The sequence below is a fragment of the Allobosea sp. GW821-FHT10B12 genome (assembly GCF_059415545.1).
This window is the reverse complement of the sequence record NZ_JBWKNL010000013.1, coordinates 60875-75645: the sequence shown is the minus strand read 5'-3', so window position 1 is coordinate 75645 and position 14771 is coordinate 60875. Positions and strand designations below refer to the sequence as shown.

Here is a 14771-nt window from a genome sequence, read left to right as displayed (position 1 = left end):
GGCTCAGCGGATGTTGGCTTTGTCGTCGTAGAGCTTGAAGTCGACCATCGTGCCGAGCGCCTGCAGATAGGCGATCAGGGCATCGGCTTCGGTGATGCGCTGCGGATTGCCGTCGAAGTCGCGCGACTGCGCCTTGGGATAGCGCTTCTCCAGATCGGCCTGGCCGGGATGGTCCGGCGTCGCCTGCGCCTTCAGGTCGCTTTGCGCCTGCGCGATCATCTCGTCGCTATAGGGCACCCCGCCGGCGCGGTTGGCGCGCAACTCGTCGGCGATGTCGCCGAAGGCAAGCTCGATCTTCGCCAGGAAAGGATAGCCCGGCATGATCGATTGCGGCACGATCGCGCGCGGTTCGGCCAGATGCGCCCGCTGCCACTCGTCGGAATACTTGCCGCCGACGCGGGCGAGGTCCGGCCCGGTCCGCTTCGAGCCCCACTGGAACGGCTTGTCGTACATGCTCTCGGCCGCGAGCGAGTAGGGCCCGTAGCGCTCGACCTCGTCGCGCAGCGGCCGGATCATCTGGCTGTGGCAGTTGTAGCAGCCCTCGCGCACATAGATGCCGCGGCCCGCGAGCTCGAGCGGCGTGTAGGGCCGCATGCCCTGCACCGTCTCGATCGTGTTGCGGAGGTAGAAGAGTGGCGCGATCTCGACCAGGCCGCCGATCGAGATCACCAGCAGCGTGCCGATGACCAGGACGATCGAGTTGGTCTCGAAGATCTTGTGCTTGGCCCAGAGCGAGCGGCGCGGCGGCTTCTGTTCGATGCTCGTCATGATGGTCCTCAGGCGGTGGCGAGCTGGCGGGGCGGCAGCGCATAAGCTTCAGGCGTGTCGGCCGCCTCCTCGCAGCGCACGGTCATCCAGAGATTGAAGGCCATGATCAACGCGCCGATCAGGAAGAGCGCGCCGCCCAGCGCCCGGATCACGTAGAACGGGTGCATCGCCGCGACGGTCTCGATGAAGGCGTATTCGAGGAAGCCGAGCGAGGTGTAGGCCCGCCACATCAGGCCCTGCAGGATCCCCGAGACCCACATCGCCGTGATGTAGAAGACGATGCCGAGCGTCGAGACCCAGAAGTGCCAGCTCACCAGCCTGAGCGAGTAGAGCCCCTTGCGGTTCCACAGCCAGGGCACCAGGCAGTAGATCGCGCCGAAGGAGATGTAGGCGACCCAGCCGAGCGCGCCGGCATGGACATGGCCGATGGTCCAGTCGGTGTAGTGCGAGAGCCCGTTCACCGCCTTGATCGACATCAGCGGCCCCTCGAAGGTCGCCATGCCGTAAAAGGCGAGCGAGACCACCATCATCCGTAGGACAGGGTCGGAGCGCAGCCGGTCCCAGGCGCCCGACAGGGTCATGATGCCGTTGATCATGCCGCCCCAGGAGGGCATCCACAGCATGATCGAGAAGGTCATGCCGAGCGTCTGCGCCCAGTCGGGCAGCGCAGTGTAGTGGAGATGATGCGGGCCGGCCCAGATATAGATGAAGATCAGGGCCCAGAAATGGATGATCGAGAGCCGATAGCTGTAGATCGGCCGCTCCGCGCGCTTGGGCACGAAATAATACATAATCGCGAGGAAGCCGGCGGTCAGGAAGAAGCCGACCGCGTTATGGCCATACCACCACTGGAACATCGCATCCTGCACCCCCGACCACAGGCCGTAGGACTTGGGCGACAGGATCGAGACCGGCACGGCGACGTTGTTGCCGATGTGCAGGACCGCGATGGTCAGGATGAAGCCGAGATAGAACCAGTTCGCCACATAGATATGCGGCTCCCGGCGCTTCCGCAGCGTGCCCAGGAAGACCAGGAGATAGACGACCCAGACGACGGTGAGCCAGAGATCGGCATACCATTCTGGTTCGGCGTATTCCTTGCTCTGGGTGATCCCGAGCAGATAGCCGGTGCCGGCGATGACGATGAACAGGTTGTAGCCGAGCACGACGAACCAGGGCGAAAGGTCGCCGGCAAGGCGGGCCCGGCAGGTGCGCTGGACGACGTAGAACGAGGTGCCGATCAGGACGTTGCCGCCAAAGGCGAAGATCACCGCAGAGGTATGGAGCGGCCGCATCCGGCCGAAATTGGTCCAGGGCAGGTCGAAGTTCAGCACCGGGAAGGCGAGCTGCAGCGCGATGATCAGCCCGACGGCAAAGCCCGCGATGCCCCAGACCATCGAGGCGACGGTCGCGAACTTGACCGGTCCCATATTGTAGTTCGGCTTGCCATCGATCTCCTGCGGCGGGACCGCGGGCGAACCGTCGAAGCAGCGATTGCCGATCAGGATCATGCTGGCCGCGGCGGCCGCAGCGCCGAGCAGGGCGTGGAAGGCGTAGCCGGAGTTCTCGGTCAGCGTGCCGATCAGGATCAGCGGCAGCACGCAGGCTCCCGCGATCAGCATCCCGATCATCTCGCCGACCGTCATTGCCCTGACTGGGCTCGTCGTCGCGCTCACCACCGACTCCCGCTCATTGCGGGCGCACGGATCGCGCCCTCGATGGGAGGCTTACTGGCCGGCAGATCGGGGGGCTTTGATCCAGGTCAAGGGTGGAAAGGCGGAGGCTGCGGCGGGACGGCGCAGCAGTTTCCCGGTCATTCCGGGGCAGGCCGACAGGCCTGAGCCCGGAACCCATGAACACGGCAACAAAAAGAAAGACCGCAGCGTCGCCGCAATCCTTCCCGCCCTGTGTTCATGGATTCCGGGCTCGTCGCTGCGCGACGCCCCGGAATGACGGAGTGGTCCGTCACGCCGCGACGACGTTCATCCGCTCCGCGTTCATCACGCGCACGCCGCCGGGCACGATCAGGATCGTCTTGTCCTTCGCCAGGCGGGTGAAGGTGCGGCTCACCGTCTCGATCGTCAGCCCGAGGAAATCGGCGATGTCCTGCCGCGTCATCGGCAGCGGCACCGTCACCGAGGGCTTGCCGAGCCTTGCCCAGCGCTGCTGCATGCCGAGCAGGAAGCAGATCAGCTTCTCCTCGGCAGTACGGCGGCCAAGCAGCAGCATCTGCTCATGGGCGAGCGTCAGCTCATGCGTCGCGAACTCGTGCAGGCGCTTGAGCAGATGCGGCTTGGCGTCGACCAGCGCCGTATAAGCCGCCCGCGAGAAGGCGCAGACCGCGACATCGCCGATGGCATCGGCCGAGAAGCCATAGGCGTCACGCATCGCGAGCCCGAGGAAATCGCCGGGCAGCGCGAAGCCGACGACCTGCCGGCGCCCGTCCGAGAGCAGCTTGTACAGACGCACGACACCGCCGGTGACGTTGTAGACGCAATGCGCCTCGGCTCCTTGCGTGAACAGCGTCTCGCCGGAGGCAAAATGCGTCGGCGTCGCCAGTGACTCCAGCAAGGCGAGCTCGTCATCCGTCAGGGAAGCGCAGACGCTGACCAGACGGACCATGCAGTCGCGGCATCCGCCTTCGCCGCGGGCGGCGGCGCTGCACGCCGAGGGCTGACAGTTCACGATCGCACCTTCCTGCTCATGCGCGAACCGTATCGCATGCGATCTGGCGGACAAAGCCTGCCTCCTGCCGCAGGACCACGGATTTGATCCAGATCAATGCGGCAACAGGCCCGGCGAAACGAGGTTGCTGCCTTGAAACCAGGGAGAGCCGCACGTGATGGGCGATGACATCTTCGAAGTCGCGCGCATCGTGCCGGGCTGCGCCGATACGGTCTACGGGCTCGTCTCGCTGCTGCACTCCGATGTGACGCCGGATGACTGGGCCGCCTTCGTGCGCGACCATTCGCAGGATGGCGCGCAGCCGCGCGGCGTCTTCGCGCTGCGCGATGCACGCCGGATGCCGCACGCTCTATTCGGCTTCCGCGCCGCCCGGACGATCGCCGGGAGCACGACGCTGGAGATCTCCGAGATCGCGATGCTGCGCCTGCCCGGGACCTGCCTGGTCGACGCGCTGCTCCGTTTCGCCAACCAGCTTGCGGCGCAGCTCGACCTGCCGCGTATCGCGATCTCGCTGGAACGCTCCGCCGCCTGGCCGCAGGATCACGATGCGCTTCGGCGCTGCGGCTTCCAGGTCGACCGCGTAATGGTCCTCGGCCGCGCCCGGCTCGAGCCGGCGGCCTGATCTGCGGGCGGCCGCGTCAGAGCCGCCATCGATTGGTCGCCCACCAGGCCGCCGCCGCGAGGGCGACCATGCCGAGCGCGACAAGAAGCGCCTCGCCTATCGGGTCGGCTCCTTCCGTGCGTCCATGAAACTCGCCAACCACGCGCCGTCGACGGCCTCTTGGGGGCCGTCGCGCCACTGCGCCGTGACCCGGCACAGCAGTTCGATCTCGTCGAAAGACAAATCGAAGAACGGCAGCAGCATCGGGTTGCCGACGATCGAGCGATCGCTCTCGGCCGCAGCTTCGCCGCCCATGAACCTCTCCCCCTTATGGTCGCGCCCGAATTCGCTCTCTGAGCTCGGTCCGAGGCGACATCATTCATATCCCCTCCGCCACACCCAAATGAGGGTCCGGCAGATATTATTGTTCCTCATGGTACCGATTTCGGCGAATTCGCATAGACCCCTCGGCGCCAGCGCATCTTGAACCATGGGGATTCCGGCGCCAGATCGCTCGGGCGCCGACCACCGGCGCTGTTCGCAACGCTTCGGACTCGCTGATGCCCGCCAATCTCGAACTCGGCCTCGACACGTTCGGCGACGTCACCGCCGGCCCGGATGGCGTCCTGCTCCCGCATGCGCAGGTGATTCGGGATCTCGTCGAGCAGGCCGTGCTCGCCGACGAGATCGGCATCGACTTCTTCGGTATCGGCGAGCATCATCGTGCCGATTTCGCGGTCTCCTCGCCCGAGACCGTGCTTGCCGGCATCGCCACCCGCACCAATCGCATCCGCCTCGGCTCGGCCGTCACCGTGCTGAGCTCGGACGACCCGATCCGGGTCTTCCAGCGCTTCTCGACGGTCGATGCGCTCTCGAACGGCCGCGCCGAGGTCATCCTCGGCCGCGGCTCCTTCACCGAATCCTTTCCGCTCTTCGGTTTCGACCTGCGCCAATACGAGGTGCTGTTCGAGGAGAAGCTCGATCTCTTCGTCGAGCTGATCCGCAAGAAGAGCGTGACCTGGGAAGGATCCTTGCGTCCGCCGCTGCGGGACCAGCAGGTCTTCCCACCGATCGAGAAGAGCGAGCTGACGACCTGGATCGGCGTCGGCGGCAGCCCGGAATCGGTGGTGCGGGCGGCGCGCTACGACCTGCCCTTGATGCTCGCCATCATCGGCGGCCCGGCGCAGCGCTTCGCGCCCTACGCCCAGCTCTATCGCGACGCGATGGGACGGCTCGGCCATGGCGAACGGCCGATCGGCGTGCATTCGCCGGGCTATGTCGCTGCGAGTGACACGCAGGCGGCCGAGGAGTTCTTCCCCGCCTTCAAGACGATGCGCGACCGCATCGGCGCCGAGCGTGGCTGGGGTCCGCTGTCGCGCGAGGAGTTCGCGCGCGAGGTTTCGGGCGGAGCGCTCTATCTCGGCTCGCCCGAGACCGTCGCGCGCAAGATCGCCGCGACGGTGAAGGCGCTCGGCCTGCGGCGCTTCCAGCTCAAGATCAGCGCAGGTCCCTTGTCACAAGACAAGCTCCTGCGCTGCATCGAGCTCTATGGTCGCGAGGTCATCCCGATGGTGCGCGAGCTGGTCGCCGCTAGCTAAGTCACACCGCTCCGTGCGCCTCGACATAGAAGGCGTAGAGCGAGTGGCAGCTCGCCATGTAGAGCCGGTTGCCCTTCGGCCCGCCGAAGCAGAGATTGGCGCAGCGCTCGGGCAGGTGGATGAAGGCGAGCGGCTTGCCGGCCGGGCTGAACACCATCACCCCGTCGAGGTCCTCCGACTTGCCGCGCAGGCTGAAGACCTTGCGCCCGCCGACATCGGCGGGCTCGGCATTGAGCGCGCCATTGCTGCCATAGCCGCACCAGAGATTGCCGTCGCGATCGACGCGGAAGCCGTCGAGCGCGCCGAAATCGGCGGCGTCGACCAGCTTGACCTTGTTCGAGGCCTTGCCGTCCGCATCGACGTCATAGCTCCAGATGCTGCGGTTCGGCGTTCCCCGCCATTCGACGACATAGAGCTTCTTCTCGTCGGGCGAGAAGGCGAGCCCGTTGGGATTGACCAGATCGGTGATCACCGCCGTGAGCTTGCCGTCGGTAGCGAGCCGGTAGACGTTCGTCGTCGCCTGCTCCGGCTTGGCGCGTGAGCCTTCCCATTCGCCGTTGATGCCGAAGAGCGGGTCGGTGAACCAGATCGTGTCGTCCGAGCGGACGACGACGTCGTTGGGTGCGTTCAGCCGCTTGCCCTCGAACTTGTCGGCCAACACCGTGATCCGGCCGTTCTTCTCGGTGCGGGTGATGCGCCGCGTCACCGAGTGCTCGCAGGTGATCAGCCTACCCTGCCGGTCGCGGGCATTGCCATTGGCGTAGTTGGCGTTCTCGCGGAAGACGGTGAATGTGTTCTTCACCTCGTCATATTTCATGATCCGGTTGTTCGGGATGTCGCTGACGAGAAGGTAGCGTCCCTCGGGGAAATAGACCGGCCCTTCCGCCCAGCGCATGCCGGTGCCGAGCTGCTCGACCGTGCTCGAATAGATCCGGTATTTTGCGAAGCTCGGATCGAGGATGTCGACGGCCGGGTCAGGATAGCGCTGGTTCGGCTTGAACGGGAAGGCTTGCGCCAGCGCCGGCCCGGCCACGACCGAACCGGCCACGGCGGCGAGACTGCCCCCCAGAAACTGACGACGTGATGCATCGGTCATGGCATTTCCCCCTGTGCTCTTGTTGTCACGGCTATGCCTTCGGGCGTCGCATTGGCGGCGCCCGGTCTTCACCGCCCTTCGGCGGATCTTTTACCGTCACCTTGGCGACGGGAGCGGTCTCAGGTCATTTCCAGTCCGGCCGCCACCGGGCGAATTCGGCCTTGGTCTCGGCATTGGCCGGGTAGAGCCCGAAGATGCCGCGCCCTTCTCGGACCTTGGCCTCGACGAAGTCCTCATAGGCGGTCTGTTCATAGGCTTCGGCCGCAACCTCGTTGGCGATGCCGGCCGGGATCACGCAGACGCCTTCGCCATCGCCGACGATGATGTCGCCGGGATAGACCGGCACGTCGCCGCAACCGATCGGCGCGTTGAGGTCGAGCGCGTGGTGATGGATCAGATTGGTCGGTGCGCTCGGGCGGTTGTGATAGGCGGGGAAACCGAGCGCCGCGATGTCGGGGCTGTCGCGGAAGCCGCCATCGCTGACGATGCCGGCGACGCCGCGCTGCATCAGGCGCGTCACCAGGATGCAGCCGGCCGAGGCGGCGCGCGCATCCTTGCGGCTGTCGATCACCATGACATGGCCGGGCGGGCAGGTCTCGACCGCGACGCGCTGCGGATGCTGCGTGCCCTCGAACACGCTGAGATGATCGAGATCCTCGCGCGCCGGGATGTAGCGCAAGGTGAAGGCCTCGCCGACCATGCGCGGCGCGTTGGCTGAGAGCGGGCGCACATCCTGGATGAACTGGTTGCGCAGGCCGCGCTTGAACAGCGCCGTGGTCAGGGTAGCGGTCGAGACGCGCTTCAGCTTCTCGCGGTTTTCGGGCGTCAGGGCTTCGGTCATTGTCGGCTTCTTTCGGATTACACGAACCATTCCAGAAGGGTCATCCCGGACAAGCGGCGAAGCCGCGCCGATCCGGGATCCATTCCTGAACCGTTCCGGCATGGATCCCGGGTCTCCCTTCGGTCGCCCGGGATGACGATAAAACGAACAGAGCGGCGTTATTCGATCTTCACATTGGCCTTCTGCGCCACGTCCGCCCAGCGCTTGGTCTCGCTGGCGATATGGGCGGTGAATTCGGCCTGGCTGGAGCCGACCGGATCAACGCCGAGCTTCTTGAGCTGATCGATCACCGCCGGCTCGCGCATGATCGCCTGCGTCTCGGTCGAGAGCTTCGCGACGATCTCCGGCGGCACCTTCGACGGGGCGAAGAAGCCGTGCCAGGAGCTGGCGTCGTAGCCGGGGATGAACTCCGACAGCGCCGGCAGGTCCGGCGCGACCGCGAGCCGCTTCGGCGTCGCGGTGGCGAGCGCCCGGATCTTCCCGGCTTCGACATGCGGCCAGGCGATGGTGATGTTGTCGAAGGTCAGCTGGATCTGGCCCGAGAGCAGGTCCTGCGTCACCTGCCCGCTCGAGCGGTAGGGCACGTGGACCATGTCGGTGCCGGTCGAGACCTTGAACAGTTCGGCCGCCATATGGGTCGAGGTGCCCGCTCCCGAGGAACCGAAGGAATATTTGCCCGGATTCTTCTTCAGCAGTTCGATCAGCTCCGGCACAGTCTTGGCCGGCAAATCGAGATTGACCATCAGGATGTTCGGCACGCTCGCCACCTGCGAGATCGGCGCGAAGTCCTTGATGTGGTCATAGGGCATCTTCGTGTAGACGCCGGGGTTGATGGCGTGGCTCGACACCGTGCCCATGGTCAGCGTGTAACCGTCCGGATCAGAACGCGCCACGGTCGCCGCGCCCGTATTGCCGCCCGCGCCGACACGGTTCTCGACGATGAACTTGCCGCCGAGCCGTGCACCGAGCCGGTCGGCCAGGATGCGGCCGAGCAGATCGGTCGTGCCACCAGCGGCGAAGGGCACGACGATGGTGACGACCCTGCTTCCGGGATAGCCGCTCTGCGCCAAAGCCGGTGCGGCCAGCATGGCGCCGGCTGCGGCGATCAGGCTGCGGCGTGTGATCGATGTCATCCAATCCTCCCTCGTCATTATCCCTCCGGCCTCGCCGTTCCGGCGTCTGGCGGCCGTCTTGCTCGACTCCATAGCACGCAATTTCAGATTTGAAATCTGAAATTTCAGACTTGATGTCACTTGCGCTTTGTGGTGTCTGGTGAGGCAATGGCGACAGGCAGGCCGCGAGCAGAATCGCAAGGCCGCGCCGCGCCAGAGGAACCCGGATGTCAGAAGCGCTCGCCATCGAACCCGTCTCGCCGCATCTGCTGCGCTCGCTGCGCGAGCATGTGCACGAGCGCCTGCGCCGGGCGATCGTCGCGGGGAAGTTCCGCTATGGCGAACGGCTGAACGAGCGCAGCCTCGCCGACATGCTCGGCGTCTCGACCACGCCGGTGAAGGACGCGATCCGCATGCTGGAGAGCGAGGGGCTGGTGCGGACCGAGGCCCGCCGCGGGGTCTTCGTCGAGTTCTCTGCCCGGCAGGCGCTGGAGATGGCGCTCGGCCGCGCCGCACTCGAAAGCGTCATGACCCATATCGCCGCCAACCGGATCAGTGCTGCCGAGATCGCCGAGATGGCCCGCCTGATAGACGAGATGGCGCAGGCGACCGAGCACGGCGATCTCGAAGACCTCGTCAATCTGAACGAGGCCTATCACGGCATGATCCATCGCATCTCGGGCTGCGGTTACCTGGAGCGCCGCCTCGACGGCCAGCGCATGTACGACCACGCCCAGCGTATCGCCCTGCTCGGCGAGCCCAGCGAGCGGCGCCAGGGCTATGTCGAGCACAAGGGCATTTTCGAAGCACTCGCTGCCCGCGAGCCGGCAAGGGCCGAGCAGCGCATGCGCAGCCATATCGTGCGCTCCGCCAAGAGCCATGTGCGCCAGGTCTTCGGCGCCGACGCGGAAGGATTGGATTACGATGAGTGACAAGGTTCGCGCCGCGCTGCGCGGCATTTCCGGCGTGCACGTCACCGCCTGGAAGAGCGATGGCGAGGCCGACTGGGCGCTGACCGGCAAGATCGTCGCGCGCATCGCTGGGGCCGGCATCCACAACATCGTCTCGGCCGGCAATACCGGCGAGTTCTACCCGATGACCACGGATGAGGTTATCCGCAGCCACTCCGTCGCCGCCGAAGCCGCCGCCGGCAAGGCGCTGGTCACCGCCGGTATCGGCCGCTCGCTGCGCGAGGCGATTTCGACCGGCAAGCTCGCCGCCAAGGCCGGCTGCGACGCGGTGATGGTGCACCACCCGCTCGACCCCTTCGCCGCCCCGCACTCGCAGGCCGACTACATCCTCGCCATCGCCGAGGCGCTGACGATCCCGCTCGTCGCCTATATCCGCTCGGATGCGATCGGCGTGAAGGACCTCGCCCGCGTCGCGACCCATCCCAATGTCGCCGGCGTCAAGTTCGCCTCGCCGAACGTGATGCTGCTCGCCGAATGCGTCCGCACCACGCAAGGCTCGAGCGCCAACTGGATCTGCGGCCTCGCCGAGGGCTGGGCCGCGCCCTTCCACGCGCTCGGCGCCCGCGGCTTCACCTCGGGCCTGGTCAATGTCGCGCCTGAGCGCTCGCTGGCGATCTGGCGGGCATTGGAGGTCAATGACTACGACCTCGCTCGCCGCCTCGTCGACGAGATCGCCGGTTTCGAGACGCTGCGGACCAAATACGGCAACGGCGCCAACGTCACCGTGGTCAAGGAAGCGCTCGGCCTGCTCGGCACCAATGTCGGCCCGGTGCGCCTGCCCGGCCTGCCGGAACTCAACGAGAGCGAGCGCGCCGAACTGCGCAAGATCGTCTCGGGCTGGGGCAGTCAACGGGCCGCGGCGGAATAAACGTCTCTTCCCGTCATGGTCGGGCTTGTCCCGACCATCCACGTCTTCCGTCCTGCAACGCGGTCGAGACGTGGATGCTCGCCACAAGGGCGAGCATGACGGCAGTGCTCGTTACCAGCATAAGTTAGAACACCAAGAGTTCGAGGAAACGCCGATGTCCCATCCCCGCAAGACGCCCGACACGCTGCGTTCGAAGCGCTGGTTCGGCGCCAGCGACCTGCGCTCCTTCGGGCACCGCTCGCGGGCCCTGCAGATGGGCCTGAACCATGACGAGTTCATGGGCAAGCCGGTGATTGGCATCCTCAACACCTGGTCCGAGATCAACCCCTGCCACACCCATCTGCGCGACCGCGCCGAGGCGGTGAAGCGGGCGGTCTGGGCCGCCGGCGGCTTCCCGGTCGAGATCCCCGTGATGTCGGCCTCCGAGCAGTACCAGAAGCCGACGACCATGCTCTATCGCAACTTCCTGGCGATGGAGGCGGAGGAATCGATCCGCTCCCACCCCCTCGACGGCGCCGTCCTGCTCGGCGGCTGCGACAAGTCCACGCCGGCCCTGATCATGGGCGCCTGCAGCGCCGGCCTGCCCTTCATCTTCGTGCCGGCCGGGCCGATGCTGCGCGGCAACTGGGCCGGCAAGACGCTCGGCTCCGGCGCCGATGTCTGGAAGTATTGGGCCGAGAAGGAGGCCGGCAACATCTCCGATGCCGACTGGCGCGACATGGAGAGCGGCATCGCCCGCTCGCACGGCACCTGCATGGTGATGGGCACGGCAGCCACGATGATGAGCCATGCCGAGGTGCTCGGCCTGACCCTCCCCGGCGCCTCCGCCATCCCCGCCGCCGACGCCGCCCATCCGCGCATGGCCGCCGCCGCCGGCAAGCGCATCGTCGAGATGGTCTGGGAGGACCTGACGCCCGACCGCATCCTGACCCGCGAGAGCTTCGAGAACGCGCTGACCGTCCATATGGCGGTCGCCGGCTCGACCAACGCCATCATCCATCTCGTCGCCATGGCCGGCCGCGCCGGCGTGCCGCTGACGCCCGACGATTTCGACGCCTTCTCGCGCAAGGTCCCGGTGATCGCCAACCTGCGTCCTTCCGGCGACTTCCTGATGGAGGATTTCTTCTATGCCGGCGGCCTGCCCGCCTTGCTGAAGCAGCTCGAGAGCAAGCTCCACACCGGCGCCATGACGGTGACCGGCAAGCCGATCTCCGAGACGATCGCGCTCGCCAAGGTCTATGACGACAACGTCATCCGCCCGCTCGACAGGCCGGTCTCGACCGCCAACGGCCTTGCCGTGCTCAAGGGCAACCTTGCTCCAGGCGGCTGCGTCATCAAGCCCTCCGCCGCCGAGGAGCGCCTGCTCAAGCACTCCGGCCCGGCTCTTGTCTTCGAGGATTATGATGCGATGATGAAGGCGGTGAACGACGAGAATCTCGATGTCACCACCGACCACGTCATGGTGCTGAAGAACTGTGGGCCCGTCGGCGGTCCCGGCATGCCGGAATGGGGCATGCTGCCGATCCCGAAGAAGCTCTTGAAGCAGGGCGTGCGCGACATGCTCAGGCTCTCCGACGCCCGCATGTCCGGCACCAGCTACGGCGCCTGCGTCCTCCACATCGCGCCGGAGGCCTATATCAAGGGCCCGCTCGCGGCGGTGAAGACCGGCGACATCATCAGCGTCGATGTCGAGGCCCGCAGCATCTCGGTGAACCTGACGGACGCCGAGATCGCTGAGCGCCTCAAGAACTGGACGCCGCCCAACCGCGACTATCCGCGCGGCTGGGGCAAGATGTCGGCCGCCCACATCCAGCAGGCCGACAAGGGCTGCGATTTCGACTACCTCGCCGGCACGGCGAAGGTGGCGGAGCCGGAGATTCATTGATCGGTCAGCCCCGGCTTCACCTTGCCGCCGGCGCGTTCTACGCTCGCGTCGGCGGAGGCGGCGAGGCGGGCGATGGCAGATTCAGGACCGGATCGCTTCGATCCCGTGATCGCCTACGAGATGCCGACGAACTCGCAGATCGAGCAGGAACGCTGGGTCTTCGCCATGTGCAATGGCCGGCGCGATGGCCGTTTCGCCGAGATCGGCGCCTTCGACGGCGTGCTGCATAGCAACAGCTACTACCTCGAACGCGAGCATGGCTGGCGGGGCGTCTGCGTCGAGCCCAATCCCGCCCTTTTCGCCCGATTGCACGAGCGCCGTAGCGCGATCTGCCTGGAGCGGGCCGTCTATCGCGAGTCCGGTCAGACCCTGTCCTTCATTCCCTCCCAGGAAATCGGGACCTTGGCCGAATTCGCTGGCAGTGACCGCTATGCCGACGACCGCGCCAGGGCCGCCGCGACGCATGGATTAATTCAGGTCGAGAGCATCAGCTTCGCCGAGATCGCGGCCATGGCTGATTTCACTGAAACCGGCTTCGACTATGTCTCGCTCGACACGGAAGGATCGGAACTCGATATCCTGCGCACCATCGACCTTGCACATCATCGCATCGCTCTGCTCACCATCGAGCACAACTTCGTCGAGCCGCGGCGCGAAGAGATGCGAATTTTGCTGGCGCAGGCCGGCTATGAGCGACTCAATGTCGGCTTCGACGACTGGTACTGGCACGCCGGTATCCTGACCGAACGGAACCGCGGCATCGTTGTCGATCACATCGCGATCAATCGGTATTTTAAGAGCATTTTCAAAGATTAAAGTGGGCTGTCGCACGCCCCCGCAAAACACGGGGATGCAGAGCAGGGCTGCAGCGCCCATGCCCAAGCGGATGTTGACGTAGTTTGGCAACTCTGGAAGAAGCACGCGCAAAGATCGGCGCCAGTCGATCTTTCCGCAATTTTGGGGTGCTCTGTGACTTCGCCAACCGCGCAGCGATTTATTGAACGCGTCAACGACCGCTCGATCGTCATCGGCATCGTCGGCCTTGGCTATGTCGGCATCCCGCTCGCACTCGCGGCCCTGCGCAAGGGCATCAAGGTCATCGGCTTCGACATCGACCAGAAGCGCGTCGACGACCTCAATGCCGGCCGCAGCGCGATCAAGCACATCCCGATGGACCTGATCATCGAGAGCGCGAAGACCGGCAACTTCGTCGCGACCACCGATTTCGACCGCATGGCGGAGCCCGACGCACTGCTGATCGCCGTGCCGACGCCCCTGACCAAATACCGCGAGCCCGACCTGTCCTATGTGGTGAAGACCACCGAGGCGATCGCCAAGCGCCTGCGTAAGGACCAGCTCGTCGTTCTCGAATCGACCACCTATCCCGGCACGACCGACGAGGTCATGCGCCCGATCCTGGAGAAGGCGACGGGGCTGAAGAGCGCCGAAGAGTTCTTCCTCGCCTTCTCGCCGGAGCGCGAGGACCCGGGCAATCCCGATTTCGGCACCTCGACGATTCCCAAGGTCGTCGGCGGCGATGGCGCCGACGCGCTCGCCATGTCGCTCGCGCTCTACGGCGCCCTCGTCGTCAAGGCGGTCCCGGTCTCCTCGACCGCGACGGCCGAGGCGGTCAAGCTGACCGAGAACATCTTCCGGGCTGTCAACATCGCCCTCGTCAACGAGCTCAAGACCGTCTACGCGGCGATGGGCATCGATGTCTGGGAGGTCATCGAAGCGGCCAAGACCAAGCCCTTCGGCTTCATGCCGTTCTATCCGGGCCCGGGCCTCGGCGGCCACTGCATCCCGATCGACCCCTTCTATTTGACCTGGAAGGCGCGCGAATACGACATCGCCACGCGCTTCATCGAGCTGGCCGGCGAGATCAACACCCGCATGCCCTATCAGGTCGTCGACCAGCTCGCCGCCCTGCTCGATTCCAAGGGGCACAAGAATCTCAGCGACGCGAAGATCCTGATCCTCGGCATCGCCTACAAGAAGAATATCGACGACATGCGCGAGAGCCCCTCGCTCAAGCTGATCGAGCTGATCGAGAAGCGCGGCGCCCATGTCGAGTTCCACGACCCCTTCATCCCGGTGATCCCGCCGACCCGCGAGCACGCCGAATTGACCGGCCGCAAGAGCGCTCCGGTCGACAAGGCCTCGCTCGCCGGCTTCGACGCCGTGCTGATCGCGACCGACCACGACGACGTCGACTATCAAGCGATCGTCGTCGATTCCAAGCTGGTGGTCGACACCCGCAACGCCTGCGCCCGCGCTGGCATCAAGGCGGACAACGTCTTCAAGGCCTGATAGAACGGCGCCGGCGGGGCTTAGCTTGCTGGCACG

The 14771-nt window shown here is 65.8% G+C and carries 15 protein-coding genes; 8 read left to right on the top strand and 7 right to left on the bottom strand.

Annotation, left to right across the window (positions count from 1 at the left end; genetic code table 11):
* Positions 1 to 3: 3 nt before the first annotated feature.
* Together ccoO and ccoN are read right to left on the bottom strand one after the other, a co-directional pair.
* Positions 4 to 768 carry a cytochrome-c oxidase, cbb3-type subunit II gene (ccoO, locus tag AC07O0_RS27965; RefSeq protein WP_494627759.1) on the bottom strand — a complete coding sequence of 255 codons (765 nt, stop codon included), beginning with the start codon at positions 766 to 768 and terminating at the stop codon, positions 4 to 6.
* 8 nt (positions 769 to 776) lie between these two features.
* Positions 777 to 2390, bottom strand: a complete 1614-nt coding sequence (gene ccoN / locus AC07O0_RS27960; RefSeq protein WP_494627845.1) for a cytochrome-c oxidase, cbb3-type subunit I — start codon at positions 2388 to 2390, stop codon at positions 777 to 779.
* Positions 2391 to 2520: 130 nt separating this feature from the next.
* On the opposite strand from ccoN, the gene AC07O0_RS27955 reads away from it, so the two are divergent.
* On the top strand, positions 2521 to 2721 hold the full coding sequence (locus AC07O0_RS27955) for a hypothetical protein (protein ID WP_494627757.1): 201 nt from the start codon (positions 2521 to 2523) through the stop codon (positions 2719 to 2721).
* 12 nt (positions 2722 to 2733) lie between these two features.
* Here the strand turns inward: AC07O0_RS27955 and AC07O0_RS27950 are convergent, their stop codons facing one another.
* Positions 2734 to 3390: a cyclic nucleotide-binding domain-containing protein gene (locus tag AC07O0_RS27950; protein WP_494627755.1), complete on the bottom strand. Its 657-nt coding sequence runs from the start codon at positions 3388 to 3390 to the stop codon at positions 2734 to 2736.
* Positions 3391 to 3610: 220 nt separating this feature from the next.
* Between AC07O0_RS27950 and AC07O0_RS27945 the strand changes: the two genes are divergently transcribed.
* Positions 3611 to 4075, top strand: coding sequence for a hypothetical protein (locus AC07O0_RS27945; protein WP_494627754.1), 465 nt, complete (start codon positions 3611 to 3613; stop codon positions 4073 to 4075).
* Positions 4076 to 4171: 96 nt separating this feature from the next.
* Here the strand turns inward: AC07O0_RS27945 and AC07O0_RS27940 are convergent, their stop codons facing one another.
* The gene (locus AC07O0_RS27940) at positions 4172 to 4369 is read right to left on the bottom strand and encodes a hypothetical protein (protein WP_494627752.1); all 198 of its coding nucleotides are present in this window, start codon (positions 4367 to 4369) and stop codon (positions 4172 to 4174) included.
* A gap of 245 nt (positions 4370 to 4614) precedes the next feature.
* Between AC07O0_RS27940 and AC07O0_RS27935 the strand changes: the two genes are divergently transcribed.
* Positions 4615 to 5652 (top strand): LLM class flavin-dependent oxidoreductase, encoded by a 1038-nt coding sequence (locus tag AC07O0_RS27935; protein WP_494627750.1) that lies wholly within the window; start codon positions 4615 to 4617, stop codon positions 5650 to 5652.
* A 1-nt stretch (position 5653) separates the two neighbouring features.
* Here AC07O0_RS27935 and AC07O0_RS27930 read toward each other — a convergent pair whose 3' ends face one another.
* From AC07O0_RS27930 to AC07O0_RS27920, 3 genes are all read right to left on the bottom strand, one after another.
* On the bottom strand, positions 5654 to 6748 hold the full coding sequence (locus AC07O0_RS27930) for an SMP-30/gluconolactonase/LRE family protein (protein ID WP_494627748.1): 1095 nt from the start codon (positions 6746 to 6748) through the stop codon (positions 5654 to 5656).
* Positions 6749 to 6872: 124 nt separating this feature from the next.
* Positions 6873 to 7589: a ribonuclease activity regulator RraA gene (locus AC07O0_RS27925; RefSeq protein WP_494627746.1), complete on the bottom strand. Its 717-nt coding sequence runs from the start codon at positions 7587 to 7589 to the stop codon at positions 6873 to 6875.
* A 158-nt stretch (positions 7590 to 7747) separates the two neighbouring features.
* On the bottom strand, positions 7748 to 8722 hold the full coding sequence (locus AC07O0_RS27920; protein WP_494627744.1) for a Bug family tripartite tricarboxylate transporter substrate binding protein: 975 nt from the start codon (positions 8720 to 8722) through the stop codon (positions 7748 to 7750).
* Between the two features lie 206 nt (positions 8723 to 8928).
* On the opposite strand from AC07O0_RS27920, the gene AC07O0_RS27915 reads away from it, so the two are divergent.
* The 5 genes from AC07O0_RS27915 to AC07O0_RS27895 all read left to right on the top strand — a co-directional run bounded on the left by AC07O0_RS27915 (position 8929) and on the right by AC07O0_RS27895 (position 14735).
* The gene (locus AC07O0_RS27915) at positions 8929 to 9633 is read left to right on the top strand and encodes a GntR family transcriptional regulator (protein WP_494627742.1); all 705 of its coding nucleotides are present in this window, start codon (positions 8929 to 8931) and stop codon (positions 9631 to 9633) included.
* Complete coding sequence (locus AC07O0_RS27910) at positions 9626 to 10540, top strand: dihydrodipicolinate synthase family protein (protein WP_494627740.1); 915 nt, start codon at positions 9626 to 9628, stop codon at positions 10538 to 10540. Before AC07O0_RS27915 ends, AC07O0_RS27910 begins: the two co-directional genes overlap by 8 nt.
* A gap of 154 nt (positions 10541 to 10694) precedes the next feature.
* Positions 10695 to 12425 carry an L-arabinonate dehydratase gene (araD, locus tag AC07O0_RS27905; protein WP_494627738.1) on the top strand — a complete coding sequence of 577 codons (1731 nt, stop codon included), beginning with the start codon at positions 10695 to 10697 and terminating at the stop codon, positions 12423 to 12425.
* A 72-nt stretch (positions 12426 to 12497) separates the two neighbouring features.
* Complete coding sequence (locus tag AC07O0_RS27900) at positions 12498 to 13241, top strand: FkbM family methyltransferase (RefSeq protein ID WP_494627736.1); 744 nt, start codon at positions 12498 to 12500, stop codon at positions 13239 to 13241.
* A 153-nt stretch (positions 13242 to 13394) separates the two neighbouring features.
* On the top strand, positions 13395 to 14735 hold the full coding sequence (locus AC07O0_RS27895) for a nucleotide sugar dehydrogenase (protein ID WP_494627734.1): 1341 nt from the start codon (positions 13395 to 13397) through the stop codon (positions 14733 to 14735).
* Positions 14736 to 14771 lie beyond the last annotated feature (36 nt).